We start from the raw sequence: 16806 nt of genomic DNA on the forward strand, positions 1-16806 counted from the left end.
GCTTTATAGGTTGTTTATAAATGATTGTTGCTAAAAATCTTTCTACCACTCAAATATCAATTAACATTAGTCACTTGAAGAATGATTTCCATTTTTACCATTAGATGGTTTTGGTTTTGCTTTAGGAATAGCATCTGGGTTACGAACTTCGGGAGTTTGTGACAGCACAACAACTATACCGCTTCTACCAGTTTTTAAAGTCGCATCGCCCATTAAATCTAAAACTTTTACCTCTAAAACTTCCTCAATTAATTTCTTTAGATTAGGTTCTATTGCATCATCTAAACCAGAACGTACTTGTTCTGCTAAGTCTTCTTGCCCTTGTTCGACTAACAATTGCTCTGCTGGAGTTATAGAATCTTCCATAACAATTGCTAAGGAGTCATCAAAAAGCTGGCAAATAACTTTTGCCGGTCTATGTCCTAATTGATTAGAATATAAACCTTGAATACGTTGTGAAAGTTCTCTTTCTCTTTGTCCGCGAGTCGGAATTGAAATTTTCATTTATGCTCTCCAGCTAAGTTTTGACCGCTATCGATAAGTCTTTACTAATACTTAGTACGTGCAACTGCACTTATACTGTCTACAACTTTATTTCTCAGTACAGATAACTGTTAAGTTAGCTAAACATTTGAAACAAATTGAGTTATCAAAAGCAGTGATACTTAATCTACTTGCAGCTCGTATCTAAGAATCATTTAATAGAATACAGGTTAAAAAGCTTGAAAACAGCATTCTCGTGACAGAGATTAAGTAATTATTAATTAGCTCTTTAGATGTAAATTTATCTAAATAAATAATAATTTTCTATACTTATTGAATGACCAAGATAGCGCAAGGTGCATGATGAAGTACGTAATTGCTAACGCTACCTAATAAGGCTTCAGCAATAGCGTTATGCCCTTTGCGACCCAAAATTATCAAGTCTACATTTAAATCTTGAGCAATTCTGCAAATTTGAGAACCTGTATTTCCTGTGGATTCATAACATTTACATTCGACAGAAACACCCAGTGAAGAAGCTTGTTTTTGATACAGTGCTAAATGTTTTTCAACTTGCTGATGCTTAGTAATATTGGCTTCTTTTATTAAGTCTATATTCACCATTGCTGGAGACATAGTACTTGCAGAAGGGGTTACAGGTATAGCATATCCAGTATCTAATCCCGTTTGAGACATCATTGCCATTTCCGTTAGATCGGACAAACAGTGAATTAAACTTAGTTGCGCTCCGACATTTTTAGCTAAATTTAATGCTTCAGAAAATACTGATTCGTCTCTGGGTGAAAGTTCTAGAGCTACAAGGATTTTTTGGAAAGTCATTTCATTTTGTTTCCTATATTTTGGGTTTACTAGTGCGCCTTGCTTATTGCTATTTGAAGCTAAGAATTATAAGATTTGTAACTTTAGACTATCTTGGTTTACACTTATAAGGGAGTACAAGTAATGTACTATTAGACACTTATGAACCATATACAGAATTTTAAATAACTATCTTTTTTTATTAAGTTAACTCCAACTACTTAAGAACTGTTAAAAATCTCATATTATTTTTACTTTTGAACAAAACTGTGAGATGAATATATGTTTCAAGTGAATATTTTTTCTTGCACCTAAATTATAGACGTTTGGGTAAAATTAGTTAACTATCTATATAGGCAAATATAAGCTTCATGATTCGCTCAAAAGGTAGAGACTAGTATCTATCTAATTGACTCTTTACCGAGCAAAAATGTAACTGATAGATTTTATGAGTTAGTTCATTAGACAGAATAAATATAGCAACGAGGCTTCTACAATGTAATTTCTACAGAATTATGATTGTTTAACTTATCAACTAAAAATAATTATGACATCCGAATATAAGAGAGCAGTTGGTGTTTTTACGACTCGCAAAGATGCAGAAAGTGCATTACAAGAATTGAAAGAATCTAACTTTCCCATGGATAAAGTTTCTGTAATTGCACGGCAACCGGAAGAAAGCGAGGATATTGCAGGTATCGAAGTTAAGGAAAATGTCGGGAATAAAGCCGATGAAGGGGCTGCTACTGGAGCTTTTACCGGTGGTGCTTTAGGAGGAATTACCGGTTTACTCGTAGGTTTGGGAATGTTAGCAATACCAGGTGTAGGTCCAATTATGCTAGCGGGTGCAGAAGCAACTGCGATCGCAACTACGGTAGCAGGAGGGGCAATCGGTGCTGCTAGTGGGGGATTAGTTGGAGCGCTACTAGGTTTAGGAATTCCTGAAGAACGAGCAAAGGTATATAGCGAGCTTGTTTCAAAGGGTAGTTATTTAGTCGCTGTCAAAGGAACTGAAGCACAAATCAGTCAGGCTCAAGACATTTTGAGTCGTCGGGGTATTAAAGAATGGGGTGTATATGATATTCCCACTTCTCCAGCAGACGAGATGGAAGGGAAAGTTTTAGGTAACTATAAATATATAGTTGGTGTATATCGAATGCGTCACAACCTGAAAGATGCAATTAGTGCCATGAGAGATACTAATTTTCCTATGACGCAAATGTATGTAGTAGAGAAAAATCCCCCACCTTTTGCAAGTATCAATTCCATTGATGTGAAAGCTAATCTAGAAAACTATGCCGGTTTGGGAATATCCGCAGAAAGAAAAAGACATTACGACCAATTATTAGAAAGGGGTAATTATTTAATAGTGCTGAGTGGAAACGATGATGAAATAGCTGAAGCTGAATCAGTTTTAAAACAACATAGTATTGAAGATTTAAGCATTCACGATCCTGCCATGATATCAGTGAGCAGTGAGCAGTGAGTAGTGAGCAGTGAGTAGTTCTAAGTAGCGAGTAGCCCTTCGGGTACAACAGTTTGCTTATGCCGGGGAACCCATCCACCGCAACTGTTTCACAAGTAGCGAGTCAGAAATTATCAATGCCCCTTGCCCCTTCCCCCGTGCCCAGTTATAAATTAGCTCTTTCCTCTTATTTTCTTCCCAACTTCAGAGAAAAGAATCAAAACTGGGATAATTTCTAATCTTCCCATCCACATAAATATAATTAAAGTTAGTTTTCCCAACCAAGGTAGTTCGGGACTGGTTATACCTACGGATAAACCCACACTTCCTAAAGCGGAGGCAGATTCAAACAAAACATCGCTCAAACTATAGTCTGGTAACGCTAACTGTAATAAAATAAATACGCCAATAATTAATATTACTATCCATAAAAAACCCAAAACTGCTGCTGCTTCTATTTTACGGGTGGCTTCCGTTTCATTCAAAACTTCACCATCAAGCCTATAACTCATTGATTCATCAGATTTCAAAGAAATTCTGCGAAGTCTCCAAACTGCTCCTTTAGATAAAAATACCAATCTATTCAGCTTAAATCCACCAACAGTAGAACCCGCAGTACCACCGACAATCATAGCTAAAGTTAGTAGTAATTTGGCGCTGTTGCTCCAATCATATAAATCAATAGTATTAAACCCGCAAGTCCCAAAAGCAGAAGCCCATTGAAAAACTGTATGCAGCCATAAAGGAGAACCGAAAAAGCTGTAATTTATCAAACCTAAAAAAGCAATTCCGCTAGCCAATAAAAGCCATAAAGCCTGATGTTGATTATCGCTCCATAATGCTGAGAAACGTCCTTTTGTTAACAACCGATAGTGAACGGGGAAACTAACAGCTCCGATAATCATAGTCGGAATAACAGCCATTTGAATTATTGAAGAATAAGAACCAATACTATCATCGCGAACGCTAAACCCTCCGGTAGACATTCCTGCCATTCCGTGGTTTAATGCATCCCACCAAGGCATTCCGGCAATTCTAAATATAAAAATACTAGCAATCGTATATATTAAATAAATCCACCAAATTCTTCTGGCTGTAGCTTGCACGTTAGATGCAATTCTTTTTTCTCTTCCTTCACTGGAATAAAGTTGATAAGCATCAGTAGTAGTTTCTAATAACGATATCACTAAAACTATAACTCCTACACCACCAATCCATTCCATAAAACTTCGCCACCACTGCAAACTACGAGGTAGTTGACTGGCGCGAAGTGCAACCGATAAACCAGTACTAGTAAACCCAGAGAAAGCTTCAAATAAAGCATTCCAAGGGTTTTGAAAATTTAGAATAGTTTGAGATGTTTCAGAAGCTGCCGCTAAATTAGAGGCTACCATTAAAAATGGGATTGCTCCGATAATTGGTACAATTAACCAACATAAAGCCGCAGTAATCATAGCGTGCCTAATTTTTGTTTCCTCAGCGCCACGAGAAAATAAACGGTATAGTAGTTGTCCAATTATTAAAGGTATAATACCGCAGATTATGAAAGGTAATATTGCATAAAATTCACCCCATAATAAACAAACCGGTATTGAGAAGAAAGCCATTATTGCCGGTACGTGAAGAAATAAACCGATATCGCGAAGAATGGTTTTAGTGTAAGAATTCATTTAGCTGTGACCAATAAACGGTAATCGGTATTAAAATTAAAATAACTGTATAAATTATTATGATAATTTTAATCTTGATTCCTATTTACTGAAACCAACTAAAGATTAATATGTATTTTTTTTGATCTATCTAAAGACTTAACTTTATAAGTTTGGAATTAGTGGCTAGAATTGATGAGTTATATGTTTAAAATAATTAATTGGTAAATGATTAACAACTGGTTACTGTTAGCTGCTATTTTTTGCTAAAAGCTGTATATACTTCTCGTTACTTTTGGCTTGCTGCCATTTTTATTTAAATATTACCGTTGATTTTGCTTTAATTGTTTCATATTGGTAAATGGTAATTGATAACCGACGATGTACACCCTAACGGTGAACAACTAAAAAGAGGAAAAGGTAAAATTCCTTTTCCCCGTTCATAGCTATCTAACGTTTACGAACAACTTTATGCCTTCTCCTTCATGGGATCTGCGATGTAGCGGAAGTTCTCATCGGAGTTCCAGGGGCCTCGTTCGTCTTTACCATTGGTAGACAAGTTGTAGTAAATATCTACAGTGGAATCTGGTTGGATATTACCAAAGAATGGATCGGTTAATTTACCCATAGAATCCAGTGCTTTCATAAACATCTTGGTGTGGGAAATTTCCCGAGTTAACAAGTGTACCAAGGTTTCTTTGGTTCCCGAGTCTGGCGCTAATTGAATCAAAGATTCATAAGTAGTACGCGCACCTGCTTCTGCTGCGATGTTTGCACGTAAATCACGTACCATACTTCCACCTTCATTCAAGTAAGTTGCAGTCCAAGCAGAACCCTGAGAATCTAGGAAGTGAGGTCCTTTTCCGCGAACTGCAAACAGAGTACTTTTGAATGCATCTGTTTGATCGACATTTGAAGTATGCACTTCGATGAGTTTACCAATCATTTCCAAATGGCTAAACTCTTCGGTAGCGATATCTTGCAGCATATCTCTGATACCTGCATCTTCGGTGTGGAAAGACTGTACCCAATACTGTAGAGCCGCAGAAAGTTCTCCAGTTGCACCACCAAATTGTTCGAGTAAAAGTTGAGCAAAACGAGGATTTGGTTCGTCAATTTTTACTTCTTTTTCAATTAATTCTTTTTTGTGAAAAAACATTAACTCAGTTCCCTCTCTTTTCGGACAGCATCTATAAGATTTAATCCAGTTATTTAAAAAATAAATAATACTGAATTTAATTTCTATTTCTCTTTTCTCTTACCGATATTAGGCGATGAGGCTTTCAAAAAACCTTCACCGCTGGGTAGATTGTAAAATTATATTTTTATGTAAAAAGAAGTAGAGATAAGTTCAACATAAGGATGATTCATCAAAAAATTAGACCTCGTCACAGAAGAATGTATTGCGAGTTTTCTCAAAAATAAAAATGAAATTACCCCTATAGCTAGATTGATTTATTTTTTATTTTGTTAAAAATAAATTAATGTAGAACAATATTTGTAAGTCCTATTTTATAAAGCCATCACAGTTTGCTATGAGTCGTCAAAAAGCTTGCTTAATTTTTAACCCCGTTAGTGGTAACGCTGACTCCGAACAGGAATTAGAGAGAATAAAACAACTTTTATCCACTCAATTCGATTTAGATATTAAATTTACAACTAAGGAAGTTGGCGCAGATAAATTAGCGAACGTTGCTGTAGAGAACAATTTTGACATCATAATTGCTGCTGGTGGTGACGGAACTCTTTCTGAAGCCGCCAGAGCTTTAGGAGAAACTACTATTCCTTTGGGTGTGATTCCTAGAGGTACAGCTAATGCTTTTGCTTCCGCTTTAGGAATACCCGATACTTTAGATGAAGCTTGCGAAACGATTTTATCTGGTAAAACTCGTCGAATTGATATTGGTAGATGCAACGGAAAATTAATGACGTTGTTAGCTGGAATCGGTTTTGAAGCTGAAACTGTTGAAAATGCTTCCCGAGATGCCAAACAACGGTGGGGTGCTTTGGCTTATTTGGTTTCGGGAATACAGCAACTACGGGAAATAGAACTGTTTGATGCTGAAATTGAAACCGACGATAAAATTATTCGCGTTTCTGCCGGTGCTTTGACTGTAGCTAACGCAGCACCACCCACATCTATATTGGCTCAGGGACCTGCTGGTATTCTTTATGACGATGGTCTGCTTGATATTACTATTATTTCTTCCAACACTTGGGCATCAGCGATCGCAGCTTCTTATCACTTACTGCAAAGTGGTTTGCGGGGAGATGCAGCCAAACGAGACGATATTGGCTACATCAGAACTAAGCGCGTTAAAATCACTACCGATCCACCGCAGAAAATTGTCCTAGATGGTGAAATGATTGGTAATACACCTTTGGAAGTTGAATGCGTCCCCGGTGGCTTAACGGTAATGGTACCGATGTTACCAGCAGAGAAGGTTTCTGAAAAGCTAGAAGGTTTGCCAGATTTAGAAATTGAAGAAAAATCTTCTGCAGTCACTAATGAGTGAATAAGAGATACACAAAAATAACGTAATGCTGTCATTACCAATGACGGTTATTTCAACGCATCATTTTTAATAACCGTCTTGGTTAGAAATTCCGAGACTCAAATGTAAAGTCTGATAAATCAGACATCTTGCACCATTCTCAACAACCGCCTTAGAATAAATTCTCAGGCTAATACACAAAGTCTGATAAATCATACTGGGCAAGGCTTTTAGTGCTTTTAAGCCACTTTTTATATTAGCCCTAAAATTGAGATAAAACCGGAAATTTAAGCATAGGGGAATAGTGCAAGATGTTAGTATCAAAAAATTGCCAAATAAATTTATTGCATTTAGCTACTACAAAGCGTCTGAACATATTTTTTGGATAAAACCATATAGCATTTATTTAAAAATGTATATATCTAAAGTGTAATAAAAGTCTAATACTTAAGAATTATATTTTATAAATTCGAGCTTCATCTAAATCTTCTTGGAGAGAGAGTCATAAATTTACAAAAATTTTGATAATTAAGCAACGCTAAATAATTAATTTTTTCAACTATGTAACGACACTTATGCCTCTCGTTACCATGTTTTGATGACAATAATCCAGAAGCTGTAAATTTATATTCTATCTACAATTGGCTTCTCGAAAAAAGTCTATTAATTTCTAATACTGGCAGCAGAAAATCTAAATCGAAGTGTTATTAAGAACAAGTATTATGAATTATAAAGATATAAGAGTTGCAAATGCAAAGGACTTGAAGAAAGGCGAAATGCGTCAAGTTTCAGTAGAAGATAATGAAATTTTATTAGCGCGAGTTGAAGATGGATTTTTTGCCACAGTCGCACATTGTACTCATTACGGGGCACCTTTAGTAAAAGGTATATTAAACGGAGAAAGGGTAATTTGTCCTTGGCATAATGCTTGTTTTGGTGTCAAGAATGGTAAATTAGAAGAGCCACCAGCGCTTGATGCTTTACCTCATTTTCCTGTGAGAGTGGAAGGAGAGGATTTAGTCGTAAAGCTACCTGAAAAAATTTCTTCTCAACGCATACCAGAAATGGGCAGGTACAATCCTCAAGCTGATAATCGCACGTTTGTGATTTTGGGGGCTGGTGCTGCGGGTAGTGCGGCTGCTGAAACCTTACGTCAAGCAGGTTTTGAAGGTAGAGTCGTAATGTTGACTAAAGAAGATATATTACCTTATGACCGTACTGCTTTAAGTAAGAAGTATTTGCAAAACGATTCCGTCAAAGATTCCTTAATATTACGTTCTTTAGAATTTTACAACCAATGGGATATCGAAGTTTATTCTCATAAATCGGTTACTAAAGTAGAGCCTGTTAAAAAGACTATTACTTTTGAAGATGACACTATTTTTGAATACGATGCTTTGTTAGTCGCGACTGGTGGTAAGCCTCGTAATTTAAAAGTACCGGGTGCAGATTTAGACAATATATTTACCCTGCGAAAACCAGAAGATGCCGATAAAATTGTAGCTGTCGCAGAAAACGCTAAAACTGCGGTAGTTGTAGGCTCTAGCTTTATCGGCATGGAAGCAGCTTCAAGTTTAGCCCAACGCGATATCAAAGTAACTGTAGTAGCACCGGGAACGGTACCTTTCGAGAAGATTCTTGGAGGTGATATAGGCGCTACCTTTCGCAAGCTGCACGAATCAAATGGCGTATCTTTTCGGATGGGAACCAAAGTAAAGCAGTTTGAAGGTAAAGGTAAAGTTGAAACTGCGGTATTAGAAAATGGCGAATCTTTGAATGCAGATTTAGTAATAGTTGGTATTGGTGTTGAACCCGTTACCGATTTTTTGCAGGAAATAGAGTTAAACGAAAAAGACGGAAGCGTAATTGTAGATGAATATTTGCAAGCAGCAGATAATCTTTATGTTGCTGGAGACATTGCTCGTTTTCCCTATGCTGCAACGGGAGAACTCACCCGTATCGAACACTGGCGGTTAGCACAACAGCACGGACGTGTTGCCGCTCGTAATATGATAGGGGAGAAAATCAAATTTGCCAGCGTTCCGTTTTTTTGGTCTGGGCAATTTGGTGTAAAGTTACGCTATGCCGGACATGCAGAAGAATGGGATGATATTATCATTCAAGGCAACTTAGACGAACAAGAATTTCTCGCTTTTTACGTCAAAGATAATCAAGTTTTAGCAGTCGCAGGTAGTCAACATGATAAAGACATTGCTGCCATTACTGAATTGATGCGATTGCAACAAATGCCGTCCGAAGATGAAGTGCGTAAAAGTAAAATTAATTGGGTTGAGAAATTAACTTCTGAGCAGTTGGCAATTGGGTAATTGGGTATTGGATATTAGGGATTAATATTTATGTTAGGGTGTGTGACTAGGCTGTGTACTCTCTAACTTTTTTAGGGGTAAAAGCTCATGCTTTAAACGTGTTTATTCCACAGAATGCCCTCTCCCCCTCCCCTCTCCCAAGCTTGCTACGGTGTACACAGAAGCTCGCCAGGGACTGCAAGTCCCTGTCTAATAGCAGAAGTCCTATAAATAGGACTAACTATGATGTCTTATTTTGTACATAATTTTTCAGTCGTCTTTAGACGACTTTAGCTATTAGACGGGGACTTATAGTCCCCGGCACAGTTGTGTGTACACTAGTGTGCGACGCTTTGAATATAGCATTTATCATCTGATTCAATCCAAATTCAACCTCACCCTCGCTCCCTTTCATTATTAAGGAGAGGGATGTAATTATGAATTTATATTTAATTTATAGCTATAAAAAATTTAATATTTATTAGCGAAAATACATATAAAAATAAGTCCTGATATTAACTTTGTTATTTATCACTAAAAGGTGAAAATTCTATATCGCCAGATGGATAAATAAAGCAATTTGAGCGAACTAATATTTAGGATACGGTAATATAATTATTTCAGAATATTATGAATAATTTACGACGCTTGCCAATTATAAGCGCATCTATAGTCACAATCGGTTTAGCAATTGGTGCTGCTATTCCATTAGTAACTAATGCTCAATCTTCTCCACAGTCAACATTTCCCGATGTCAAACCCGATTATTGGGCGCAACCTTTTATTAAAGGTTTAGCAGAAAGGAATGTCATAACTGGATATCCCGACGGTAGGTATAGACCAAAACAAGCGTTGGATAGAGACGAATTTGCCGCTATAATTCGTAAAGCTTTTGACCAAGATAAAGAAAAACAGATTAAAAGCGGTTCGATATATAAAGATGTTCCCGAAGGTTATTGGGCAAATAAAGCGATTGAGGAAGCTGTAGAAGCAGGCTTTTTATCCGGCAATGAAAATTTATTTCGTCCTCGCAAAGAAGTTACTAAATTAGAAGCAATTAACGCTTTAGCTAGAGGTTTAGATTTAAGCTATAAACCTGCTACTGTTACAACCACAACTCCGAAGATTATTCCACCATATATAAGAAGAAGAATAGCTAGAAGAAAAAGAAAGTCTAGAGTAATGTTACCAATCGCTATGACTTCTTTAATGCAGCCTTTGCTTATTCAAAAAGCTAACGCTGCTAAAACTCCTAAAATATCACAAAATAACTCAGGCAACAGTTCAACAGCAGCTAATAATTCTAAACAAAACACCACAGCAACAGCGCCGTTATCGGCAGCATCTATCGTTCAACAAGCTTACAAAGATGCAAACAAAATTCCTGAGAATGCTGTTCCTAGAGTAGCAGCAGCAACTAAACAAAACATAGTTGTAAACTATCCCAACTCAAATATTCTCAATCCCAATCGTGCAATTAGCAGGGGAGAAACAGCGGCTTTAGTTTATCAAACAATGGCTGCTCAAGGAAAAGTGCCCCCAATTGAAAACAATTCATTGGCTTCAAAATATATTGTCAAATTCAAAGATGTTAAGTGAGATAGGTGATAGGTAATGGGTAATGGGTAATAAAAAATTATTGAATCTTTAATTACAAAAACCCGGTTATTACAAAGCCGGGTTTTTGCAAATTAATAAGTTTCTAAACCAAAACTATTTCTCTAATTATCTAATAGCAAAGGGACCTTTCTTATCATTAATCATTGCTTGCCAGGTGGTACTACCAACAATTCCATCCGCTCTTAATTTAGCCCGATTTTGCTGAAATGATTTTACCGCAGAAGCAGTAGCACGTCCGTAGATTCCGTCAACTTGTCCAACATAAAATCCTTGTTGTTTGAGGAATGTTTGTACATCTCTTACGGCTCTTCCTCGACTTCCTAAACGTAACATGGGTGCAGTTGAAGGTGAATATTTACCTAAATATGCGAAACGTGTAGGTGAGTTACGTTTATCTAAATCAATTAATGCTTCCCAAGTTTTAGAATTTATAACACCAGTGGCAGGTAAATTTCTAGATCTTTGAAAGCTAACTACGGATGAATACATTCTAGGACCGTATATCCCGTCCATTCTACCGTAATAAAATTTGTTTTGATTTAATAATAATTGTACGTCTTTAACAGCTTGCGATCTGCTTCCGCGTCTGAGTAATGGTGCGGACGAAGGTGAATATTCGGTCATATTACCATCTGCGATCGCCCCTATTCTTCGTTGTGCTGTGGCAGATTCGGTAAAAGGTACTGTAGCTACAGCGATTGCTGAAACTATACTTAAAGGGAATAGAAATATTTTTGCAAATTGGTTACTCATTTGTGCTTCCTTGTCTTCAGATTTATTTCTTTAAATTGTTTAAAGTCGGTATTTTAAAATTTGAGAAATTGATTTAACCTAATTTTATCGATTCAAAAAGGTTAAATAATAGATATATATTCCCTGTTCCGCATCAGATATTTAATTACTGCCAACAATCTTAATTATTTTTCAAAGATTGTTTTTAAATAATTTAATTATGCTTTTACTTTGAAAATTAACCTTTTTAACTTATTCTCATATTAGAACAAAACAAAGCAATACCGTATGGGTCATCAGTTAGAATTGTTTTGCTTTTAAATTCATCCAAAAGAAATAATTATGAAAGTATTAACTGTATATCTGAATGTTTATTAATAAATAGTCGGGTACGTTGTTGCGATCGCGCAAGTTAATAGTGGTCTTTCCCATTAACCTTGATGACTTATTCTTTAGTTAAGATACCTTTTCGTAGGTTGGGTTAAGCGAAGCGCAACCCAACTCGGGTGTTGGGTTACTCTACGAGAAAGCTGAGCCGCACGCTTCGCGTGAACGCTTACACGACCTTCAACCCAACCTACAAATCAATTCTTGGACTCCTCAAAACTAATGAAATGATTAACTGCAATATCACACTTCACTAAAGGCAAAATCTGGTGCAGCCATAACGTAGATAATTGTGGGAAGATTGGCGGTGCGTGCGTGCATCTTCTCGTAATATTCAGTAAAGTCTCTGTCTGTAGGTGTTGCCATTCCTAAAAATATGATGTCTGCGTCTTGGGAAGATTCGTGTAATACGGTTTCAAAGGAACGATTAGCTGCAAATATGACTTCCGGTGTGGCTTGGATGCGAAACTGTTTGAGTATAGCGTTCAAGTTAGTTTCTGCATCTTTTGTACCTGATTCGCTAGAAACCATTAATTTGATATGTATTTTTGCATCGCGCCATTCAATGGTGGAGCGCAGCATATGAGCCAGCAACAGCATCAATCCACCGTTGTCTTGCATTCCTCCCCACCATACGTCTATACGCTTAAACCGCCCAAATCCCAATTCCGCATTTTCTCGCAAAACCATAATGCTGCGTTGAGCATAATGCAGTTGCACTAACATATTGCAATAGCGATCGCGTCTGCTTTCTTGTTCGCTATCTCCGAGTAATACAATATTGGGCACTAAAGGACCTAATCCATAAGCTTCGACGAGTTGCAGCATTCCTTCAAAGGGATTCGGTGCTGTAACAACGCGGACTAATGCTTGTACGTGCTGCTTGTTAAGCTGTTCGCGAATCGTATTTTCTAATTGGATTTGTCTGGCTAAGTCTCGCGTACCGCTGGATACAACGCTTGATACGGTAATAAAACCCCGTTTGTGGGTTAAGGCATAAGCTAATTGAATCAAAGACCATCGTTTATAAGGGGAACCAGAAAATACTAAAATATTAGGTCGCCAGTTTTTAGTATCTTGAACGCGATTAATTTGAAAAACTCCCGTGCGGAGTAATGCCATCCAAATTCCTTGGCGTACATCTCCCCAAGTGGTTGTTAGTTCTCGCTGTTGCAGCCAGAAAAATATTGCCAATACAATCGCAGCCGCAACTATGGTAGCAACTGCGTTGATGAGAAGCATTACTGCCAAACAACCAATTCCTCCCAGCAAAGACCAAATCCAATGGACTTTAAAGCTTGGTCTAAATGAAGGACTTTGCAGCAATCCTTCAATACTTGCCGAAACATTTAATACTAAGTAGGTAGTGAGGAAAAACATTGTTAGCACTGGCGCAATCAAGTTTAAATCGCCAATACACACCGCCGCAATTGCTACACCCAGAGTTACCCAGGTACCGATACGCGGTTCGTCATTTTCACCGCTACCGCGACCTAAAAAGGACAGCCAGCGCGGTAAAATTCCATCTCTTGCCAAAGCTTGTAATACGCGAGGTGCAGCCAGAATACTACCCAAGGCGCTTGACAAAGTTGCTCCCCATACTCCCAACAGAATTGCCGGTCCCCAAAAAGACATCATCTTCATTGCCAGGGGTACGCTGACTAAAGTTGCACTATCGGCACGCATGGAGACTATCAGCGGCAAAATCATATAAACAAGGTATCCCGTTCCTACTGCTGCTAAAGTACCCCTAGGAATCGAACGGCTGGGATTGCTCAAATCTCCCGACATACTAACCCCAGACATGATACCCGTAACCGCCGGGAAAAATACCGCGAACACTCCCCAAAAAGGTACGCCATCGCTTGGTATATCCCATCCTTGGGGTGTAACATTTGGAATCGCACCTCCAAAAGCCAAAGATACCAGCGATAAAACAATCGCTCCCATAATTACATATTGGGCTTTTACCGCAACCTGAGCAGAAGTTACCGCCAAAATTGCCACCAAAATAGTTGTAATTAGAGCAACATAAGTTTGATTGAGGCTGCCAAAAGTTTGTACCACGCTCTCAGCAAAACCAATGGTATAAAGAGCAATCGAAAGCGCTTGAGCAAAATAAAGAGAAATCCCCACAGCGCCGCCAACTTCAATTCCCAAACAGCGGCTAATCATGTAGTAAGCACCACCAACCCGCACAACCTTATCAGTTGCGATCGCGCAAACCGACAAAGAAGTAAGCAAAGTAATAGAAGTGGCGAGGGTGACAATGATAAGAGAACCCACCAACCCGACATTTCCCACAACCCAGCCAAATCGTAGGTACATAATTACGCCCAAAATCGTCAAAATTGAAGGCGTATAAACTCCACCAAACGTCCCTAAACCAGAAGATTGGGCTTCGACTGAATTCGATTCATCAGCTTGTACTTCGGGTGAATCCTGCTTAAATAAAAACTTCATTGTCGATACAACTCCTCGTTAAGCCACCTGTAAATTCACAGTCGTTTTATTTTAGGCTTAATCGAAAAATATTCAACTGCTGCGTGTTACAAGCAAATGGTAATGGGTAATGGGTAATTGGTAATTCTCTCGTTACAAGGTTCTACCTTGTAATGCATTTTAAGAGGCTCTGCCTCCATAAATTGAACTATATGTTCGTTGTCTACGTTAAGGAATACAGTATTGTAGGCTCCGCCTCCTCTCTATATAAGAGGCAGAGCCTCAAGAAAATAGCATTCCAAGGCAGAGCCTTGTAACGAGTAAAATACAAGCGAGGTAGATGCTCGCACTCCAATGCCCTATGCCCAATTACCAATTACCCATTACCCATTCCCAAAACCGAATGCAATTTCACCACCGCACCAATGACAATTATTGCTGGTGCTTCAAAATTATTTTTTTCAACTGTTTCAACAATTGTGTCCAATTCACCAATCAATTCTTCCTGTTCTGGACGAGTTCCCCAGCGAATCAAACCAATGGGTGTATCTTTATCCAAACCCGCTTTTAATAATTCTTCTACAATGTTGGGTAAATTTTGAACCCCCATGTAAATCACGATTGTCTCCGAACCTTTGGCAATGCTTAACCAATTGACTGCGGGACGGTACTTTCCTACTGATTCATGTCCGGTGACAAAGGTCACAGAAGAACTATAAAGCCGATGAGTTAAAGGAATACCAGCATATGCAGCAGCAGCAATTCCCGATGTGATTCCCGGTATAACTTCTACAGAAACCCCAGCTTCAAGTATATCTTGCATCTCTTCACCACCGCGCCCGAAAACAAAGGGGTCGCCGCCTTTCAAACGCACCACAATCGCATTATCTTGAGCTTTTTCAATTAATAATTCTGTGGTTTGATGTTGCGGTAAAGAATGCCTTCCCCGTCGCTTACCAGCATTAATTTTTTCCGCATGGGGATTAACCATTGCCAGAATACCCGGACTAACCAAAGCATCGTATATAACTACATCTGCAACTTCCAACAATGCCTTACCCTTGATAGTCATTAATCCTGGATCTCCGGGACCAGCACCTAGCAAATACACTTTACCGACAACATTTTTTGTATTTTCCTTCTGCATTATTGCATTAAATCCCAAATCAAATCGATTAATTCCCCATTTGCTCCCAAAGGTTCGTATAACTCAAAACTCACCATCGGAAACTGTAATTTTAAATCTTGTATAGATTGCGCGATGGCATCGGTGATACCACCAGCGAACAGAAAATAAGGTACAATGCCGATTTTTTTCTTCCCATCAGCAACTAACTGAGTCACAATATCTTTTAAACTTGGAGAAACAGCCCAATAAGCAGCAACCGCATTCAAAGAAATTGCCATTGTTTCAATATTCCTATTTGCTTCCACGCGACGACTACCGTGAGCTACAATTATTTTCCCATCTAAAGATATATCGCTAATCTTTTTCGCCATCAATCTTTGCAAACCGAAATAAGAACCTAAATGTGGCTGCAACTCAATGGAAATATCTTCCGCCAAAGTTTTTTTAGCTAACTCCACCTCTTCGGGAATATCTTCAGTAACATGAATTCCTTGGAGTAAAAATAAAGGTAATATTTTCAGATGACGACAGCCATTTGCAATAACTTTTTGACTAAAATCTACAATTTGCTCGTGTAGCGGTTGAGGATGTAATTCTAGATAAGCCGTGCCTATGAGATAATCGCATTTCGTTGGCGATAATACGCTACTACTCCCATCATAATTCGAGTAATTTTCTAATTTATTCCTCAAACTTTTCGCTAAATCTTCCATAGCTACTTGAGGACGAGGATCTCGACTTCCGTGGGATACTAAAAGGTATGCTGCTGACATTGGTTAATTAAAGATTTTTTGACTATATTACGGGATTTGTAACTAGTTTAGATTACTTATAGGGTGTGTGACGTTATAACCTCACCACGCCACTTGCTACAACGGAGGAAACCTCCGCAACGCAGTGGCTTCTCAATCCCTCTCCTTGTGAAGGGAAGCTAGAGGTAGGAGTAGCTTAGAGTTTTCGCAGCTTCAACCTTACCTTTTCCCCTCTCCCTTTATAAGGAAGCTAGAGGTAGGAGTAGCTTAGAGTTTTCGCAACTTCAACCTTACCTTTTCCCCTCTGCCTTTATAAGGAGAGGGGTGCCCGGAGGGCGGGGTGAGGTACCGCCGAGTGTATTCTACTTATCTATTTTTTGACGCTAAAACCTGACGTACCGATGCCGACATAAATTTTTCTGTATCGCCGATAGATTGCGTTAGCTTCGCTTTAAGTTGATTGCAAAAACACGTCACTTGGTTTACTCTGGCGACAATACGGTGTTGTTCTGTAATTTAAGGTTGAC

General features: G+C 38.3%; 12 protein-coding genes. 4 read left to right on the top strand and 8 right to left on the bottom strand.

Annotated elements, in window-relative coordinates; genetic code table 11:
* Positions 1 to 66 precede the first annotated feature (66 nt).
* Positions 67 to 504: a DUF2294 domain-containing protein gene (locus RIV7116_RS13310; protein WP_015118819.1), complete on the bottom strand. Its 438-nt coding sequence runs from the start codon at positions 502 to 504 to the stop codon at positions 67 to 69.
* A gap of 309 nt (positions 505 to 813) precedes the next feature.
* The gene (locus tag RIV7116_RS13315; protein ID WP_015118820.1) at positions 814 to 1323 is read right to left on the bottom strand and encodes a universal stress protein; all 510 of its coding nucleotides are present in this window, start codon (positions 1321 to 1323) and stop codon (positions 814 to 816) included.
* 526 nt (positions 1324 to 1849) lie between these two features.
* Here RIV7116_RS13315 and RIV7116_RS13320 point away from each other — a divergent pair.
* A complete protein-coding gene (locus RIV7116_RS13320; RefSeq protein WP_015118821.1) occupies positions 1850 to 2788 on the top strand; it encodes a general stress protein in 939 nt (312 codons plus the stop codon).
* A gap of 152 nt (positions 2789 to 2940) precedes the next feature.
* On the opposite strand, the gene RIV7116_RS13325 is transcribed toward RIV7116_RS13320, so the two are convergent.
* Positions 2941 to 4437, bottom strand: coding sequence for a TrkH family potassium uptake protein (locus tag RIV7116_RS13325; protein WP_015118822.1), 1497 nt, complete (start codon positions 4435 to 4437; stop codon positions 2941 to 2943).
* A 448-nt stretch (positions 4438 to 4885) separates the two neighbouring features.
* Positions 4886 to 5575 (bottom strand): manganese catalase family protein, encoded by a 690-nt coding sequence (locus tag RIV7116_RS13330; protein WP_015118823.1) that lies wholly within the window; start codon positions 5573 to 5575, stop codon positions 4886 to 4888.
* Between the two features lie 376 nt (positions 5576 to 5951).
* Between RIV7116_RS13330 and RIV7116_RS13335 the strand changes: the two genes are divergently transcribed.
* From RIV7116_RS13335 to RIV7116_RS13345, 3 genes are all read left to right on the top strand, one after another.
* Positions 5952 to 6932: a YegS/Rv2252/BmrU family lipid kinase gene (locus RIV7116_RS13335; protein ID WP_015118824.1), complete on the top strand. Its 981-nt coding sequence runs from the start codon at positions 5952 to 5954 to the stop codon at positions 6930 to 6932.
* 701 nt (positions 6933 to 7633) lie between these two features.
* The gene (locus tag RIV7116_RS13340) at positions 7634 to 9238 is read left to right on the top strand and encodes an FAD-dependent oxidoreductase (protein ID WP_015118825.1); all 1605 of its coding nucleotides are present in this window, start codon (positions 7634 to 7636) and stop codon (positions 9236 to 9238) included.
* A gap of 609 nt (positions 9239 to 9847) precedes the next feature.
* Positions 9848 to 10816: an S-layer homology domain-containing protein gene (locus tag RIV7116_RS13345; protein ID WP_015118826.1), complete on the top strand. Its 969-nt coding sequence runs from the start codon at positions 9848 to 9850 to the stop codon at positions 10814 to 10816.
* Between the two features lie 126 nt (positions 10817 to 10942).
* On the opposite strand, the gene RIV7116_RS13350 is transcribed toward RIV7116_RS13345, so the two are convergent.
* The 4 genes from RIV7116_RS13350 to RIV7116_RS13365 all read right to left on the bottom strand — a co-directional run bounded on the left by RIV7116_RS13350 (position 10943) and on the right by RIV7116_RS13365 (position 16300).
* Positions 10943 to 11590 carry a peptidoglycan-binding protein gene (locus RIV7116_RS13350; RefSeq protein WP_015118827.1) on the bottom strand — a complete coding sequence of 216 codons (648 nt, stop codon included), beginning with the start codon at positions 11588 to 11590 and terminating at the stop codon, positions 10943 to 10945.
* 609 nt (positions 11591 to 12199) lie between these two features.
* Positions 12200 to 14419 (bottom strand): amino acid permease, encoded by a 2220-nt coding sequence (locus RIV7116_RS13355; protein ID WP_015118828.1) that lies wholly within the window; start codon positions 14417 to 14419, stop codon positions 12200 to 12202.
* A gap of 355 nt (positions 14420 to 14774) precedes the next feature.
* Entirely contained in the window at positions 14775 to 15545 is a 771-nt protein-coding gene (cobA, locus tag RIV7116_RS13360; RefSeq protein WP_015118829.1) for a uroporphyrinogen-III C-methyltransferase, read from the bottom strand.
* The gene (locus RIV7116_RS13365; RefSeq protein ID WP_015118830.1) at positions 15545 to 16300 is read right to left on the bottom strand and encodes a sirohydrochlorin chelatase; all 756 of its coding nucleotides are present in this window, start codon (positions 16298 to 16300) and stop codon (positions 15545 to 15547) included. The genes cobA and RIV7116_RS13365 overlap by 1 nt, the downstream gene beginning before the upstream one ends.
* Between the last annotated feature and the right edge of the window lie 506 nt (positions 16301 to 16806).

The organism is Rivularia sp. PCC 7116, assembly GCF_000316665.1.
GTDB lineage: Bacteria > Cyanobacteriota > Cyanobacteriia > Cyanobacteriales > Nostocaceae > Rivularia.

What these genes read in the sequence shown, in the direction of transcription:
- RIV7116_RS13325 (WP_015118822.1), bottom strand. Translation starts at nt 4,437, where the DNA reads ATGAATTCTTACACTAAAACCATTCTTCGCGATATCGGTTTATTTCTT.
- RIV7116_RS13355 (WP_015118828.1), bottom strand. Translation starts at nt 14,419, where the DNA reads ATGAAGTTTTTATTTAAGCAGGATTCACCCGAAGTACAAGCTGATGAA.
- RIV7116_RS13345 (WP_015118826.1), top strand. Translation starts at nt 9,848, where the DNA reads ATGAATAATTTACGACGCTTGCCAATTATAAGCGCATCTATAGTCACA.
- RIV7116_RS13310 (WP_015118819.1), bottom strand. Translation starts at nt 504, where the DNA reads ATGAAAATTTCAATTCCGACTCGCGGACAAAGAGAAAGAGAACTTTCA.
- RIV7116_RS13340 (WP_015118825.1), top strand. Translation starts at nt 7,634, where the DNA reads ATGAATTATAAAGATATAAGAGTTGCAAATGCAAAGGACTTGAAGAAA.
- RIV7116_RS13315 (WP_015118820.1), bottom strand. Translation starts at nt 1,323, where the DNA reads ATGACTTTCCAAAAAATCCTTGTAGCTCTAGAACTTTCACCCAGAGAC.
- RIV7116_RS13320 (WP_015118821.1), top strand. Translation starts at nt 1,850, where the DNA reads ATGACATCCGAATATAAGAGAGCAGTTGGTGTTTTTACGACTCGCAAA.
- RIV7116_RS13335 (WP_015118824.1), top strand. Translation starts at nt 5,952, where the DNA reads ATGAGTCGTCAAAAAGCTTGCTTAATTTTTAACCCCGTTAGTGGTAAC.
- cobA (WP_015118829.1), bottom strand. Translation starts at nt 15,545, where the DNA reads ATGCAGAAGGAAAATACAAAAAATGTTGTCGGTAAAGTGTATTTGCTA.
- RIV7116_RS13330 (WP_015118823.1), bottom strand. Translation starts at nt 5,575, where the DNA reads ATGTTTTTTCACAAAAAAGAATTAATTGAAAAAGAAGTAAAAATTGAC.
- RIV7116_RS13350 (WP_015118827.1), bottom strand. Translation starts at nt 11,590, where the DNA reads ATGAGTAACCAATTTGCAAAAATATTTCTATTCCCTTTAAGTATAGTT.
- RIV7116_RS13365 (WP_015118830.1), bottom strand. Translation starts at nt 16,300, where the DNA reads ATGTCAGCAGCATACCTTTTAGTATCCCACGGAAGTCGAGATCCTCGT.